The sequence below is a fragment of the Cyclobacterium qasimii M12-11B genome (genome assembly GCF_000427295.1).
Classification (GTDB): Bacteria; Bacteroidota; Bacteroidia; order Cytophagales; family Cyclobacteriaceae; genus Cyclobacterium; species Cyclobacterium qasimii.
Genome location: NZ_ATNM01000004.1, coordinates 1 through 16,695 on the forward strand (window position 1 = coordinate 1; position 16,695 = coordinate 16,695).

Consider the following 16,695-nt stretch of genomic DNA (forward strand, 5'->3'; position numbering starts at 1 on the left):
ATTTTGTTGGTGATTGAAAAAATGGGTACTTAAAAAAAATTAAATTATTTTTATTTATTTAAAAAAAGTTAACAACCATTTATAAATGGTTTATTAATCTTAAAAAATTAAAACAAATAAAATAAGGGAATGAATATTTATAGAAATAAATAAGACCTATATAACTTATATAGTATCAATTTATAGTAAAATTATTTCAACCACTTTTTTGGGTATGTATAAACCAATTGAAATCTATAAAAGCTATTAAAGGATGCATTACATAGCTTAAATAATGCATTAAATAAAAAACAGGAAGGTACAACAGTATATTTAGGCTTAATTTCAAACATTACACTCATGCAGTTCAGGCCTGAATGCATGATAGGATTTTCTCTTCAATGGGCCCAAGACATCCCTCCTAACCATGACCGGTAGCACAATCCCACCCATTCATGGCATTCTTACCAGGAAGTAATTCTAACTATTAATGAAAGAGAATGCTGAATGTCACTTTTGCTTGAAAGCCTTATAGGAGAAGTTCTGTGATGACAGATTCAAAAAAAGCTCCGAACAATGGTCCGGAGCTTGAAAAAAATGCGCGCAATCGCTTTATGCTATCAATAGATGAACACCTTCTTGGAAATCACCTTTTCACTATTGGTAACCTGAATAACATATAGACCAGTGCCAAAACTTTCAAAATTAAAGCTTGCTGTATTGCCCAATTGGGCACCGTGGATCAATAGACCATTACCTTTGTAAATCATCACCGTGTCATCTTCACGAAGAAAGGATGGGTAAACGATGTTTACAAAGTTTTGGGAAGGCTGTGGATAGACTTTAAGGTCCTCTTCCAGGCTTTCGGCATTTGCCTCTATTTCTGAAGACATGCTCTCAGTCTGATTCAAAGCCTCACCATTAATCCTTAAATTGTTTCCGATATCAAAACCAGCAACAAAATTAACCGTCAATCGCTCGCCTATAACGTTATTGCTATTATAAGGAGTAACCGTTAATTTGTAGTTGCCTTCACTGAAGTATTTTCCATTATAGTCATCTCCTGGCAAATCCCCGTAGATCGCATAGGGCGCTTTTCTTTCTGTCCAGTTGTAATTTTTCGCACCCGAAAGCTGAAAAGCCATCGCTCCTAAATGTTGACCTTTGCCATCAGCTCTAATATTAAGCTTAACATCTTTGTATTGATTAAGGTCAATATAAGCCCCATCCAGAATGGTCATGATGTCTTGGTCCGTATCCGCATTCACAAGTACTAGCTGATCAACTTTACTGTTGTGGACCACTTCAAAACTCACTGTTAAGGCTTCTCCACCAATACCACTGTGGACACTTGAGTTAAACGGGAAAGCAGAAGCTGTCAAAGTATAATTTCCTTCTGGAAGTTCTTTTCCCGCATAGTCTCCATTAGTATCCATGAAAAGTGCCAATGGTTTCACTTTTTCGAACTGAGAAAGATTCACAGGACCACTGATCTCCATACTTACTCCTCCTTGTTGTTGATTTAGCGGTACATTTGCTCTGACATTAAATTTATTGCCCATAAAGGACGAGAGATCTATGATATCTCCATCCATTATTTCACGAATATCTGTATCGTCTGTTGCATTGACCAAAGTGAAGGTTTCGATGACACCTTCAAACACTACTTCAAAATTAATAATGGACTCCAGTCCTTGATTCCCGGTATGGAATCTAGTTTCATAGGGAGTGGCTGTTAGTGAATAAGAGCCTGGTGAAAATGCATAACCAACATATTGCCCTTTTACATCACCATATAAAGCGTAAGGGACAACATTTTCGGTTATGGTATGCTTCTTAACAGGACAGGTTGGGCAACTGGTCAAGTATTCCATTTCCATCTTCACGCTACCTACTATTTCAGGGTCAGAGCTTACTACTATAGTGAGTGTTTTGTCTTTGATAGAAGAATAAGAAATCTTGTCTCCATCTTTAATTTCATTTATTACGGTGTTGGTACTGGCATCCACCAACCAGAAGTTTTCTATTTTCAAATCCTCCGACACCTCACCTGCGATAATAGTAGCCTCGGTAGATACACCACCCACGTAAGCAGTCACTATCAAATCACCCAAGACATCTGGCGTTTGGCAAAACACAATCTTTCCATTTTCATCTGTTATATAGGTGTCATAAAAAACACCATTAACATCGAAAGACACCTCTTCATTACTCATTGGTACTCCATCCTCATCCTTAAGTGTGGCAGTCAAACAAGTTTCTTCACCAACAATCCCATCAATTACATAGGCTAAAAAGGTGATGGTGCCTGGCACTGCGGCAGTTGTTACACTAAAAGCTAGATTACTAGCATTTTGAAACATTCCCTGAGTAGTGGTGGCTACATCTGCAGTGAAATGCAGGTCTAGTTTTATATCTTGATTGTCATTGTTTCGGTTAAACATTGACCAAAATTCTTTTCCCTTATTGTCTGGCACCTCATTATGAGCGTATATCAGGCAGTTAGGAAGTATTATTAGCAAAAAAATAAAGCTTAAAATTAAGTAGGATTGTTTCATAAAACACATTTTAATGAATTTTTAACACACAAATTAACATGTATAAATTAAATAACGCAATAAATTAGCCTGTAAGCTTCAATTATTCTTTAGAAAAAAACCACAATCCTTAAAAAAAACCTACTATTATTCTAGGTCTATTCATTTTCTTGGCATTACCATCTGAAATCGACAAAACTTATAAATTCCATTAGCATCAATTAAAAATAAAATCGCTACCAACCCTTACCAATAATCTGGGTTTTAGGATTGCTTATATTCGATAAATGGCCATAAAAAAAGCTCCGAACAATTGTCCAGAGCTTTTAAAATTCTATTTGATTTATTCTTTTAATTGATAATTACCTTCTTAGAAATTACCCTATTCCCATCATTAACAAGTATCAAGTACAATCCTGCGCCGTTCTTTTTGAATTCAAAGCCAGACGTATTGCCTATTTGCCCACCATGTAGCAATTGACCGTTACTTTTATAGATCAATACCATAGCATCTTCCTTTAGGAAAGAGGGGTAAAGGATATTTACAAAGTTCTTGGAAGGTTGTGGGTAAACTATTAGCGCTTCCACTAAGTCAACATTATTGGCTTCTCCTTCTGAGGAACTGACCTCAAGCTGCTTCATAGACTCCCCATTGATCCTTAAATTGTCTTCAGAATTGAATCCAGCTGTAAAATTAACAGTCAAACTTTCTCCTATTGAGTTGTCATTATTGTATGGCCTCACCATCAATTTATAGTTGCCTTCATTGAGGTATTTACCATTATAATCCAAACCGGGCGAATCCCCAAAAATGGCATATGGGGCTTTTCTTTCCGTCCAGTTGTAATTCTTCGCACCAGACAGTTGGAAAACCATAGCTGCCAATTGTTCTCCTTTGCCTTCGGCCCTAATATTCAATTTGACATCTTGGTATTGATTCAGGTCGATGTAGCTACCATCCATAAGCACCATGATATCCTTGTCGGTATCCGCATTTACCAAAATAAGCTTATCTACTTTACTACCTGAAGAAAACACTTCAAAACTTATCGTAAGCGGTTCACCACCTATTCCACTAGTCATGCTTGATTTGAAAGGGTACGCTGTTGCAGATAAAGTATACTTCCCATCAGGTAGGTCTTTACCAGTATAATCGCCATTAACATCCGTAAAGAGTGCTAAAGGTTCCACTTTTTCAAACTGCGAGAAATTGACAGGTCCACTAAGCTCCATACCCACTCCACCTTGTGTCTGATTTAGCGGTACATTGGCTCTGAAATTGAATTTCTCATTCCTGAACGAAGATAAATCAATAACATCTCCATCCCTTATTACCTGAATATCTGTATCATGAGTCGCATTGACCAAAGTGAAAGAATCCACGTTTCCATCATAGATGATTTCAAAATTTACCTTGGACTCAATGCCTTCAAAATTAAAATGATATAAACCAAGAGCATAAGGAATAGCACTTAATTTATAATATCCTGGGATAAATGCATGACCATTAAATTTTCCATTGTCATCCCTAAACAATGTGTAGGGGGGCACTTTTTCGATTTCTTCAGTGATTTTGACAGGGCATGTTGGACATTGGGTCAATTCTTCCATTTCCAATTTAACTTTACCTACTTTACCCGGGTTAGTAATTGCCGTCAAGGCAATCAGTTTATCTTTCACTAAACTGTAGGGAATTTTATCCCCATCCTTAATTTCCCTTATTGGTACATTAGTGTCGGTATCTACAAACCAGAAACTTTCAACTTTTAAATCTTCCTTATTAAACTCCACCTTAATATGAGCTTCCGCTTTCTTTTCACCACCAATGTATACTGGGACCACAAAATCACCTTCTTCAACAGGAGTCCAACAAAACTTCGCCTTACCATTTGCATCTGACAAAACACTTGAAGTATATCCCCTAACAAAGCTTACCTTTCTATTTTCTGAAGGAATACCATCTTTATCAAAAACTATCCCCTCCAGACAAACTTCCTCTCCTACCCTCAAATCAAATTCGTTTTCTAATAAAGTGAAAGAGGTTAATGCATCATCATTCTCATCATTCGAATCTATAGAGATTGCATATATTGTACCATTTTGGACAGTCTCTATAAAGGAGAAGCTATACCTGAAATATCCATTTACACTTGTATCTATACAATAGACAATCATTCCTTCTTCATTGGTTGTAAGAGAATCTACAACCACCTCATTTTTTGAAATAAAGACTTCGGCATCACTCATCGGACTACCAAATTGATCCAGCACTTTCAATTTAATACAAGTCTCTTCACCAAATTCACCAGGCACGTTTGGAACAATAGAAATGGTCGTTGGAACATAAACTATGATTTCAGGAATAATTTTAATAGTTGCACTGACAGGATCACCACCATTATAGTATGCTGATATCTCAAGGTCACCCAAAGTTTCGGTGGTCAAGCAATAATCTACGATTCCTTCATCATCGCTTAGTATCGATGCGACAACCTTTCCATTAATGACTATGGAAACTTCGGCATTGGAAAATGGATCACTATTTTGATCCAAAACAAGGGACTGAAGACAAACTTCCTCTCCAATTTGAACTTCCCCAGGCAAATTAGCTAAAGAAATAGAGCTTGAAATTGGCTCATCACCACCGCTGCCTCCATCTCCAGGATTAAGTATTTTCACACTGGTAAAAAAAAGGCGTTTCGCTACCCTCAAAATTAACGGTGAAAATTATAGCCTCACCGTCATCCTCTTCAGCTGTTTTGCAGAATTCAACGATCCCATTTTCATTTGTAACTATTGATTCAACAGGTTTACCTTCGATCGCCAATTGAATTTCCACACCTTCCATTACAGCTCCATACTGATCCAATACTTGGCTAGTTAGACATATTTCCTCTCCCAATGAGACTGTACCCTGCAAGGTAGAAAATAGAACACTATCTGGCATGGAGGGCGTTGTATCTACAAATGCTTGAACTATTTTACTTCCGATGGAAGCAATTATTGTATCCTTTCCTTCGCTTAAAGCATCGAAGCAGAAATTTGCAATACCTTGCTCATTGGTTACTGCAAAGCTCATTTCTTCATTTAACCCCTGTACTTCAAAGTCTACCCTTACACCAAATACAGGTAGGCCATCTTTATCCGTTACAATAGAATTGAAACAATAAGTGTTTCCTTGTTGTGTTTCTTGATCAAGAACTAAATCACTCACTTCTTGCACTTTAGCTAATGACTGGCCTCCAGGGTACCCATAAGAACCAGTTGCGGCACTTCTTCCACGACCATACACAGAAACCCCAAAGGGCAGGTTTCCAGATAAATGATGGACACCTTCAGTCACACTTAATTGGGCCACAGCAAAAGTAGTCCCAGGAATATCATTGAATAATGAAAGTTCTAAAATATTTCCATCCAATTCTATTTTGTCTTTTTGTGAAATTGGTACTACCAAATTGATATAATGTCTATATCGGCCTGTGCCTGTGCTAAACGTATATTTATTTTGAAACTGCTCGAAGGGTTCAATTAGCATCATAAAAAGTTCAGGAAAATTATCATTGAAATATCCATACTCTTTAGAATACTGGGCGACTAAAATAGGCTGGTTAGATTCAATTTTTGAATAAACATTATAAGGAATACTTATTTCCTTAAATTGACCTTTATTGAGTGAAAAAGCTTCTGAATATCCTCTATTTCCATTTATATTAACTTTAGTACCATCTTTTATAGCTGCAATTCTAAAAACATCTATTTTCCTATTTGAGGACAATAATGGTACTGTGAAAAAATTTTGTCCCAAAGTACTTACTGGAGGAAGCTGTTCAATCACATGTTCACAATTAGTGACATTCTGTGGTAATTTTCCGCAATTATATCCACTGAATACAGCTATGGGTTTGTCGGAGGTAACAGTACTACCTGTAAGGTCATAATAGGCTACCGCCATCTGGTAAGTCTCACCTTTTTGTAGCGTTATTTGAAAAGGAACTCCTTTTTGTATCTCTAGCGTAGTAATAGATGGCACTATAGTGATAGAAGTGTTATCTTCAACCGCTACAATTCCAATAACAGAAAAATTTCTAGTACGACTTAAATAATTGGATCTGTATGACATTATCAAATATTCATTACCCAAAACATCTACAGGAAGTCCCAAAAAGGCATCATTCGAATAAGCTTTCTGATTGTATCCAAAAACTGCAATTTCATTCTCAGCTATTACTTGAATACCTTTCCTCTCTACACTATCTGCAATAGTTGCAACGAATTCGCTGGGAATTTCAACAGTAGTAATTGTTCCTGGTGTAACAAAAAAATCTATTTTTTCAGAATTGGGCAGTACTACTTTACCAGCAGTTGGTACATCTCCTGAAATATTAAGACCTAGATTTAAATTACCATCATTTAAATTCCGGTTAAACATTAACCAAAATTCCTTTCCCTTATTGTCTGGTAACTCTCCCTGAGAATATACAAGCCCTATAGGCAGTAAAATCAATAGAGAAATAACACTTAAAATGCAGTAGATTTTTTTCATAAAAAACATTTTATTAACTATTTAACACACAAACTTACCTATTAAAGCTAAAGCTAGCAATGAATTAACCTATTAGTTTTATATCCCAAATCAAGAAAAAGAACTATACATGTTTTGGCACTTCCAAGTTGACTTAACCTTTTTATCTTAAATATTAAAAAATTCTACTTGCACTTTTAGGAATAAGGAACTAAAATGACCCTACACTCGGACATAAAAAAAGCTCCGAACAATTGTCCGGAGCTTTTAAAAATACTACTTGATTTATTATCTTAATAAATAAACACCTTTTTAGATATAACCTTATTTCCATTGGTTACATGTATCAGATACAATCCAGAACCATAACTTCCAAAATTAAAGTCTGAGGTATTGGCCATCTGACCACCGTGGATCAATTGACCGTTACCTTTATAAATCATCACCATCGCATCCTCACTAAGAGAAGATGGGTAGCGGATGTTGACTAGGTTCTGGGAAGGTTGTGGATAGACAATGAGGTCTTCTTCCTGTCTACCTTCCTTGGTACCACCTTCATCGGTATTGGCCTCAAGCTGATCAAGGAACTCGTTGCTAATCCTTAAATTGCCACCACCATCATAACCGGCAATAAAGTTAACCGTAAGCGATTCACCCATCATGTTGTCGCTATTGTATGGTGTAACCATCAATTTATATTTGCCTTCATTGAGGTACTTGCCAACATAATCACCCAATGGTAGGTCTCCAAAGATTGCATATGGCGCACTTCTTTCGGTCCAGTTGTAATTCTTCGCACCTGAAAGTTGGAAAGTCATGGCGGCCATGTCATCGCCTTTACCATCAGCCCTGATATTCAACTTGACATCTTCGTACATATTCAGGTCGATGTAGCTTCCTTCCATAAGTTCCATGATATCCTCGTCAGTATCCGCATTTACCAAAGTGAATTTATCTACTCTACTGTTGTGAATCACTTCAAAATTAACCATGACTGTAGCCCCACCAATGCCTCTATTGACACCTGATTTATTTGGGAACGCAGTTGCAGACAGTGCATAGCTTCCTTCGGGTAGGTCTCTACCAATATAGTCACCACTATTGTCTCCAAACAAGGCATATGGCATCCCCTTCTCAAACATTGAGAAAATAACAGGACCATCAATCATCATTTCCACAGCACCTTGCTGACCATTAGGTACATTGGCTCTAATGTTGAATTTAACACCTTGGAGTTTAGAAAGGTCAACAACATCTCCATCCATGATTTCACGAATATCAGTGTCATCTGTAGCATTGACCAAAGTAAAGCTATCAATAGTTCCTTCGAATACTATTTCGAAGTTAACCATGGATTTCATTCCCTGATTTCCTGCAAGATTCTTCATCTCATATGGTGTAGCGCTGAACATATAAGCTCCTGGCACTATTTCTTTGCCTGTATAGTCACCATTAATGTCTCCATACAAAGCATAAGGAACCACATTCTCTGTAGTACTACGCATATCCGGAGCACAGGTCGGACATAAAGTCAATGCTTCCAATTCCAATTTCACACTACCCACTTTTGCAGGATCAGTGATAACCATCATGTTGACCATTTTATCTTTGACAGTAGAATATGGAATTTTATCACCATCCATGATTTCAGCAATCATTGTGTTCGTCCCAGCATCTACCAACCAGAAGCTTTCAACTTCCAAGTCATCATTTTCGGTAACTACCATAATTGTCGCTTCTGCTGGCACTCCTCCTTCATAAGTAGCGGTCACCATCAAATCTCCCATTTCATCTGGTGTCTGACAGAATTCTACCCTGCCATTTTCATCAGTGATGGCATTGCCATAGAATACGCCATTGACATCAAAAGAAACTTCTACACCGACCAATGGCATTCCAAATTGATCTAAAATAGTGGCTGCCAAACAAATTTGCTCACCTACAACAACTTCTACTTCATTGTCTACAAAAGAAATAATGGTAGGAACTGGTGTATTGTCTGATACGGTGATGGTCGACATTACTGTATTTTCAGCAGTATAGAAGAAGCCATACTCAAATTCTCCTTCCATGTCTGGAGTGAAACAGTAATTCAACATGCCCTCCTCATTGGTCATCATAGAACCTACAGAGTCACCATCTTTGGTAATAAATACTTCAATGGCACCAACTGGGTTATCGAACTGATCCAAGACCCCAACTTCTAAACAAGTCTCCTCACCAAGGGATACTTCATCCTCAGATGGGCTTACTGAAATGGTCGTTGCAATTATTTCTACCTGTACAACTTTAACAGTGCCGTTTACTGGATCCCCGCCTGAATAACTAACAGAGAATTTAAGATCACCCAAAGATTCAGTGGACAAACAGTATGCTATTACTCCATCCGCGTTGGTAGTTAGGGTTGCTATAACATCACCATCTACTTCGATTTCCACTTCAGTATTTGGCAACGGGTCACCATTTTGATCCAAAACAAGTGACTCAAAACAAGCTTCCTCTCCCAGTTGAACTTCTACTGGTAATCCAGAAATAGAAATAGCACTGGCTATAAGGTCTCCACCTCCGCCACCATTTCCGCCATCTCCGGAATTAAGGACATTAATAGTGGTAGAAGCCGGTGTACCGCCACCCACATAGTTAACAACAAAAATTAGCTCTTCACCATCTTCCACTTCGGCAGTTTTGCAGAACTCAGCAACACCATTTTCATCCGTCATCTCAGAACCTGCAGCTTCTCCATTGATTTCCAGTTGCACTTCCACTCCTTCCATTACTTCACCAAACTGGTCAAGTACAGTGGCTGTAACGCAAATCTGCTGTCCTAAATTGATCTCATTGGCTGCTGATGCAATGCTAATGGTACTTGGTACAGAAGCAGGAATAGAAACGACTACTATTAAGTCTGTTTTGTCACTGCCTTCAAAATAACTGCTGAATTTAAGGTCTCCACCCTCTTCTGGAGTGAAACAATATTCGACATTCCCGTTTTCATCAGACGAGCCACTGTACAACACATTATCCATGTATTCAATGAACAATTCTTCACCTTCTAAAGGATTGCCAAACTGGTCCATGACCTGACTGGTAAGACAAATTTCTTCTCCTAACATGACTTCTTCAGGTAATGAAGAAAGTAGAACACTTTCAGGCCTAGGAATAGTGGTAACTACAGTAGCTTCTGCAGTGGTACTTCCCACTGAGGCCACTATTCTATCTGTGCCTTCATTCACCGCATCAAAGCAGAAATTGGCGATGCCCTGCTCATCCGTCACAGCAAAACCAATTTTTTCATTGGGCCCTTCAATTTCAAAATCTACCCTAACGCCAAAAATGGGTACTCCTTCATCGTCTGTAACTGTAGAATTGAAACAGTAAGTGGTTCCTTGTTGTATTTCCTGTTCCAGATCCAGGTTGATATTACGGACTTGCTCTACGCTGGCTAATGCCTGCCCACCAGGGTACCCATAGGAGTCATAACTACCAAATCCATACATAAAAGCACCAAAAGCCAGGTTTCCTGACATATTATGGGTTCCCTCATCCACTTCCACCTGAGTACCTGCAAAAGTGGAATTAGGTATATCTGTGAAAAGGGAAGGATCTAAAAAAACACCATCCAATTCAATTTTATCCTTTTGGGATATTGGAACAGCGAGATTGATAAAATGTTTGTTAAATCCGGAAGCCGGAGTGCTAACCGTATATTTATTTTGAAACTGTTCAAATGGGGGAATGAGCATCATAAAAGGATCAGAAATTACTCCATCCGAAGATTGCCCCTTAGAATATTGTGCTACTAAAATAGCTTGGTTAGAAACAATTTTGGAGTATACATTGCTTGGAATACTCAATTCCTGGAAATCCCCTCTATTTAAAGAAAAATCCTGAGTGAATCCGTTGGTTCCACTTACAGTTACATTGGTACCATCTTGGGTGGCAACTACTCGAAAAACGTCTCCTGCTCTTCTTGAGGCCAAGGGTACTGTTACAAAACTTTTCCCCAACGACGTTATCGGTGGAATCTGCTCAATCATGTGGTCACATGCAGTAGTATTTTGAGGTACGTTTGCACAAGTATTTCCACTGAATACAGCTATGCGATTATTTGAAGTAATTATACTTCCTGTTAGGTCTCCATTATTTACTGCTGCTATTAGCTGAAAAGTTTCCCCTTGTTGCAAAGTTATGTTAAAGGGATTACCCGCTTGCCTGTTGGTAGTATTACTAGAAGGAATAATAGTTAATTCTGTATTATCCATAGTCGCAACAATTCCAAATTCTGAAGCTAACGTGGCATCGGCCCGCAATGATGTATAGGACATGACAACGTATTCGTTACCTAATATATCTAAAGGCAAACCTAAAAAGGCGTCTGTGGTATTTAGCTTTTGGTTTAAACCATAGACTGTTATTTCATCATCACTTAATACATGAAGTCCCATATTTTCAATACCATCTGCCTGCCCAGCAATAAAATTACTGGGTATATCAACTGTAGTAATTGTTCCTGGGGCCACATCAAAATCTATAACAGTTGCATCTGGTAAAATAACCTTACCACTAGTAGCCATGTCTCCAGATATAAATAAGTCCAGATTTACAGAGATATTTGTATTATTTCGGTTAAACATTAACCAAAATTCCTTTCCCTTATTATCGGGAATGCCATTCTGCGAATACGCCAAGCCCATTGGTAGTATTAACAGAAGAAAAATAAAGCTTAAAATACTGTAGGTTTGTTTCATAAAATACATATTTATGGGTTATATATACATAAATATATATGTTAAAATTAAAATAACAAATTTAACTCACTAGTTTTTAAATAATTACAGGAAAATTTTAGAATACGCAGAAAAATAAGAAAAATATTAACGGAAAATGTTGTTTTGTCTCGATCCCTATTTATTAATTTTCTATTTCATCTATATCAAAAAAAATCTATTCCATTAATTGTCCTTATTCATTAAAATCAGGAAAACAACAAGTTGCTTTCAACACTGATTTCAGACCTATTAACACTCTTTAGTTTAATTTTCAAACTAGAACAATAAAAAAGCTCCGAACAACCGTCCGAAGCTTTTAAATACTGTTTTATAGGTTAGTCTTTTAATAGATAAATATTTTCTTGGTAATAACCTTATCTATATCTGTAACATGAATCAGGTACAATCCTGAACCATACCTTCCAAAATTAAAGTCAGGGGTATTGCCCATTTGTGCGCCGTGAATCAATTGCCCGTTCCCTTTATAAATCATCACTGTAGCATCTTCCCTCAGAGAGGAGGGGTAATTGAAGTTTACAAAGTTCTGAGCTGGTTGTGGATAAACGGTTAGGCTTTCTTGCTGTCTACCCTCATTTTCACCTACTTCAGTCGTATTGGCCTCAAGTTGATTCATAGAAGCACCATTGATCCTTAAATTGTCTCCTTTATCAAAGCCAGCACTAAAGTTAATGGTCAGGCTTTCGCCCATAGTGTTGTCAACATTGTAGGGAGTGACCATCAATTTATAATTGCCCTCCTTAAAGTACTTGCCAACATAATCATTAGCAGGCAAATCTCCGAAAATCGCATAGGGGGCTTTTCTTTCTGTCCAATTGTAATTTTTAGCGCCTGAAAGCTGGAAAGACATAGCTGCTAAATGCCCACCTTTACCATCGGCCCTGATATTCAACTTGACATCCTTGTACTGATTCAGGTCTATATAAGCACCTTCTATAATGGTCATAATGTCCCTGTCAGTATCCGCATTTACCAAAGTAAATTTATCCACCTTACTGTTGTGAATCACTTCAAAATTGATTGTTTCAGTTACTCCACCGACTCCTCTAGTGGTGCTTGAATTGAATGGAAATGCGGTTGCGGACAAGGTATAGTTTCCTTCGGGGAGATCTACACCTGCATAATCGCCATTGGTATCCATAAACAGCGCATAAGGTTTAAATTTTTCGAACTTGGACAGGTTAATTGTTCCACTAATTTCCATACCCACTCCACCTTGTACTTGATTTACCGGCGTATTTGCTCTTATATTAAACTTCTTGCCTTTAAACGCTGATAAATCAACGATATCACCATCCTTGATAGCTATAATATCAGCATCATCGGTAGCATTGACCAAAGTGAAGCCTTCAATGATGTTTTCAAAATAAACTTCAAACTTTAAAGTTGACTCCAATCCTTTGTTTCCTTTGCCGGAATTCTTCCCATAAGGAGTGGCACTAAATTGATAAAACCCTGGATACAATGCTTTGCCTGCAAGCGGCCCAATACCTTCATGTAATGCAGTATAGGGAACAAAATTCTCTGTTCTACCACCACGATGTGGGGAACAAGTGGAGCAATGAAATAGGTATTCATAAGTAAATCGAACACTTCCTACCTTTTCTTCATTGGTAATCGCCGCTATATTGTATCTATTGCCTTTTAAAGTGGAATACGGGATTTTTTCTCCATCCATTAATTCCCTGATTAAGGAAAAATCATTTGCATCTACCAACCAAAAGCTTTCAATCTCCAGGACATCCGTTTCTGTTATTACTTTAATGGTTGCTTCTGCTGGCGCTCCTCCTTCATAAGTAGCCGTAACAATCAAATCTCCCATCTCGTCTGGTATCTCACAGAATTCTACCCTACCATTTTCATCGGTGATGCCTTTGCCATAGAATACACCATTGACATCAAAAGAAACTTCAACACCAACCAGCGGAATTCCAAATTGATCCAATATAGTGGCTGCCAAACAAATTTCCTCACCTACAACCACTTCAACTTCGTTGTCTACAAAGGTGATGATCGTAGGGATCGGTGTATTGTCTTTGACAGTTATTATTGAGTTTATTCTATTCTCATTCTCGGAGGTATAATGGAAGCTGTATTCAAATTCTCCTTCCATATCAGGAGTGAAACAGTAATTCATCATGCCATCCTCAGCGGTCATCATAGACCCTACAGAGTCACCATTTTTGGTAATAAACACTTCAATGTCACCAACTGGGTTATCGAACTGATCCAATACCCCAACTTCCAAACAAGTCTCCTCACCAAGGGATACTTCATCCTCCGATGGATTTACCGAAATGGTCGTTGCAATTATTTCTACCTGAATCACTTTAACGGATCCATTTACAGGAACTCCTCCAGAATAACTAACGGAGAATCCAAGATCACCCAATGTCTCACTGGCCAGACAGTATGCTACTATTCCTTCTTCATTGGTAATCAACGTTGCTATTAAATCACCATTAACCACAATATCTACCTCAGTATTTGGCAATGGATCACCATTTTGATCCAATACAATTGACTGAAAGCAGGCTTCTTCTCCCAATTGAACTTCAACAGGCAAACCAGAAATTGAAATTGAACTGGCAACAAGGTCTCCCCCTCCGCCATTTCCGCCACCATTTCCACCTCCTGAATTGAGGACTTTTATACTGGTAGAAGCAGGTGTTCCACCACCAATATAATTAACAATAAATATAAGGAGCTCTCCATCTTCCAATGCTGCGGTTTTGCAAAATTCTGCCACCCCGTTTTCATCTGTTATTTCGGATCCTGCATGTTTTCCATTTATTTCGAGTTGCACTTCCACTCCTTCCATTATTTCACCAAACTGATCAAGAACAGTGGCTGTAACACAAATCTGCTGTCCTAAATTTATCTCATTGCCTTCTGAAACAACGGTAATGGTACTTGGTACAGCTGCTGGAATAGAAACCTCAACCATTAATTCAGTTTTATTTATACTATCAAAATAACTACTGAATTGCAGGTCTCCTCCTTCTTCTGGAGTGAAACAATAGTCAACTTTTCCATTCTCATCAGAATCACCACTGTACAATACATTACCTATGTATTCAATGAACAATTCTTCGCCTTCTATAGGATTGCCGAACTGATCCAATACCTGACTGCTGAGACATATTTCCTCTCCCATGTTCACAACGTCTGGCATAGAAGTCAAAAGCACACTTACCGGTCTTGGGATTGAGGTAATGACTGTCCCTTCTGTAGTTGTACTTCCTACTGTAGCTATAATTTTATCTGTTCCTTCGCTAACTGCATCATAGCAGAAATTTGCAATTCCTTGTTCATCAGTCACAGCAAAACCTATTTTTTCATTGGGTCCTTCAATCTCAAAATCTACTCTAACGCCAAATATGGGTACTCCTTCATCGTCTGTAACTGTAGAATTGAAACAATAAGTGGACCCTTGCTCAATTTCTTGTTCCAGGTCAAGGCTAATACTTTCCACTTGCTCTACACTGGAAAGTGCTTGCCCAGCTGGATAACCATAAGAATCATTACTACCAAATCCATAAATGAAAGCACCAAAAGCCAGATTTCCTGAAATATTATTTGTACCTGCACTTACTTCCACCTGAGCACCTGCAAAGGCAGACCCAGGAATATCAGTAAAAAGGGATGAGTCTAAAAAACTTTCATTTAATTTTATTTTATCCTTCTGAGAAATAGGAACTGAAAGATTGATAAAATGTTTACTAAAGCCTGAAGAAGGTGTACTTACCGTATATTGGTTTTGAAACTGCTCAAAAGGTGGGATAAGTACCATAAATGGATCTGAGGTTACATTATCAACATCTTGACTTTTGGAAAACTGTGCGACTAAAACAGCTTGATTGGATATGATATTGGAAAAAACACCACTTGGTATACTAATCTCCCTAAATTCTCCCCGATTCAGTGAAATACTTTCTTTAAAATCATTGGTTCCAACAATAGAAATATTCGTCCCATCCTTAGTAGCAACCATTCTAAAAATATCTCCTGCTTTTCTGGTGGCTAAAGGAACCGTTACAAAACGCTGACCCAAGGAAAGCACGGGAGGAATTTGCTCAATAATAAAGTCACAGGTACGAGCCCCAGACCCCACATATGAACAGGTATGTCCACTGAAAACAGCTATAGAATTATTTGAGGTTATAATAGTTCCTGTAAGATCCCCATTTGAAACTGCAGCGGACAATTGATAAATCTCTCCTTTTTGTAGATTTATTTTGAATGGAACTCCTTTTTGTCTATTTCTAGTATCGCTGGAAGGAATTATAGTAACTTCTGTATTGTCCCAAGGAGCAACTATACCTAATAATGAATAGGAGACTGTCCTATTAATAATCAATGTACCATTCGACATTACTACATATTCGTTCCCTAAAACATCAAGAGGAAGCCCTAAAAATGCATCTGTTGAATTTGTCCTTTGGCTAAGCCCATATACAGTGACTTCATTTTCAGCAATTATATGAATACCTTTTTGTGATATTTCCTCTTCTTCGATTGCTAATATTGATATAGGTAGGTCTATTTTAGTAATTTCTCCAGGAACAACTGAGAAATCAATTTGAACATCATTCGGTAAATTCACCCGTCCTGTAGTTGCTATATCACCTGTGATGAATAAATCGGGGTTTATACCTCTATTATCTAAATTCCGGTTAAACATTAACCAAAATTCCTTTCCTTTATTATCAGGAACTCCATTCTGCGCATTTACCAGGCTCATTGGCAACACAAACAGCAGAAAAATCAAGCTAAAAACACTGTAGGTTTGTCTCATAACATACATATTTATGGTTTATATATACCTAAATATATAAGTTATAAACAGTATAACAAATACAACCCGCTT

5 protein-coding genes are annotated in these 16,695 nt (G+C 37.7%); all 5 read right to left on the minus strand.

Annotated elements, in window-relative coordinates; translation table 11 throughout:
* Positions 1–599 precede the first annotated feature (599 nt).
* Positions 600–2,537: a T9SS type A sorting domain-containing protein gene (locus ADICYQ_RS00445; RefSeq protein ID WP_040413674.1), complete on the minus strand. Its 1,938-nt coding sequence runs from the start codon at positions 2,535–2,537 to the stop codon at positions 600–602.
* Between the two features lie 330 nt (positions 2,538–2,867).
* Positions 2,868–5,195, minus strand: coding sequence for a T9SS type A sorting domain-containing protein (locus ADICYQ_RS00450; protein WP_020891184.1), 2,328 nt, complete (start codon positions 5,193–5,195; stop codon positions 2,868–2,870).
* A complete protein-coding gene (locus ADICYQ_RS25570) occupies positions 5,182–7,059 on the minus strand; it encodes an IgGFc-binding protein (protein WP_020891185.1) in 1,878 nt (625 codons plus the stop codon). The genes ADICYQ_RS00450 and ADICYQ_RS25570 overlap by 14 nt, the downstream gene beginning before the upstream one ends.
* A 272-nt stretch (positions 7,060–7,331) precedes the next feature.
* The gene (locus ADICYQ_RS25575) at positions 7,332–11,786 is read right to left on the minus strand and encodes a T9SS type A sorting domain-containing protein (RefSeq protein ID WP_081652264.1); all 4,455 of its coding nucleotides are present in this window, start codon (positions 11,784–11,786) and stop codon (positions 7,332–7,334) included.
* 364 nt (positions 11,787–12,150) lie between these two features.
* Complete coding sequence (locus ADICYQ_RS25580) at positions 12,151–16,623, minus strand: T9SS type A sorting domain-containing protein (protein ID WP_051160071.1); 4,473 nt, start codon at positions 16,621–16,623, stop codon at positions 12,151–12,153.
* Between the last annotated feature and the right edge of the window lie 72 nt (positions 16,624–16,695).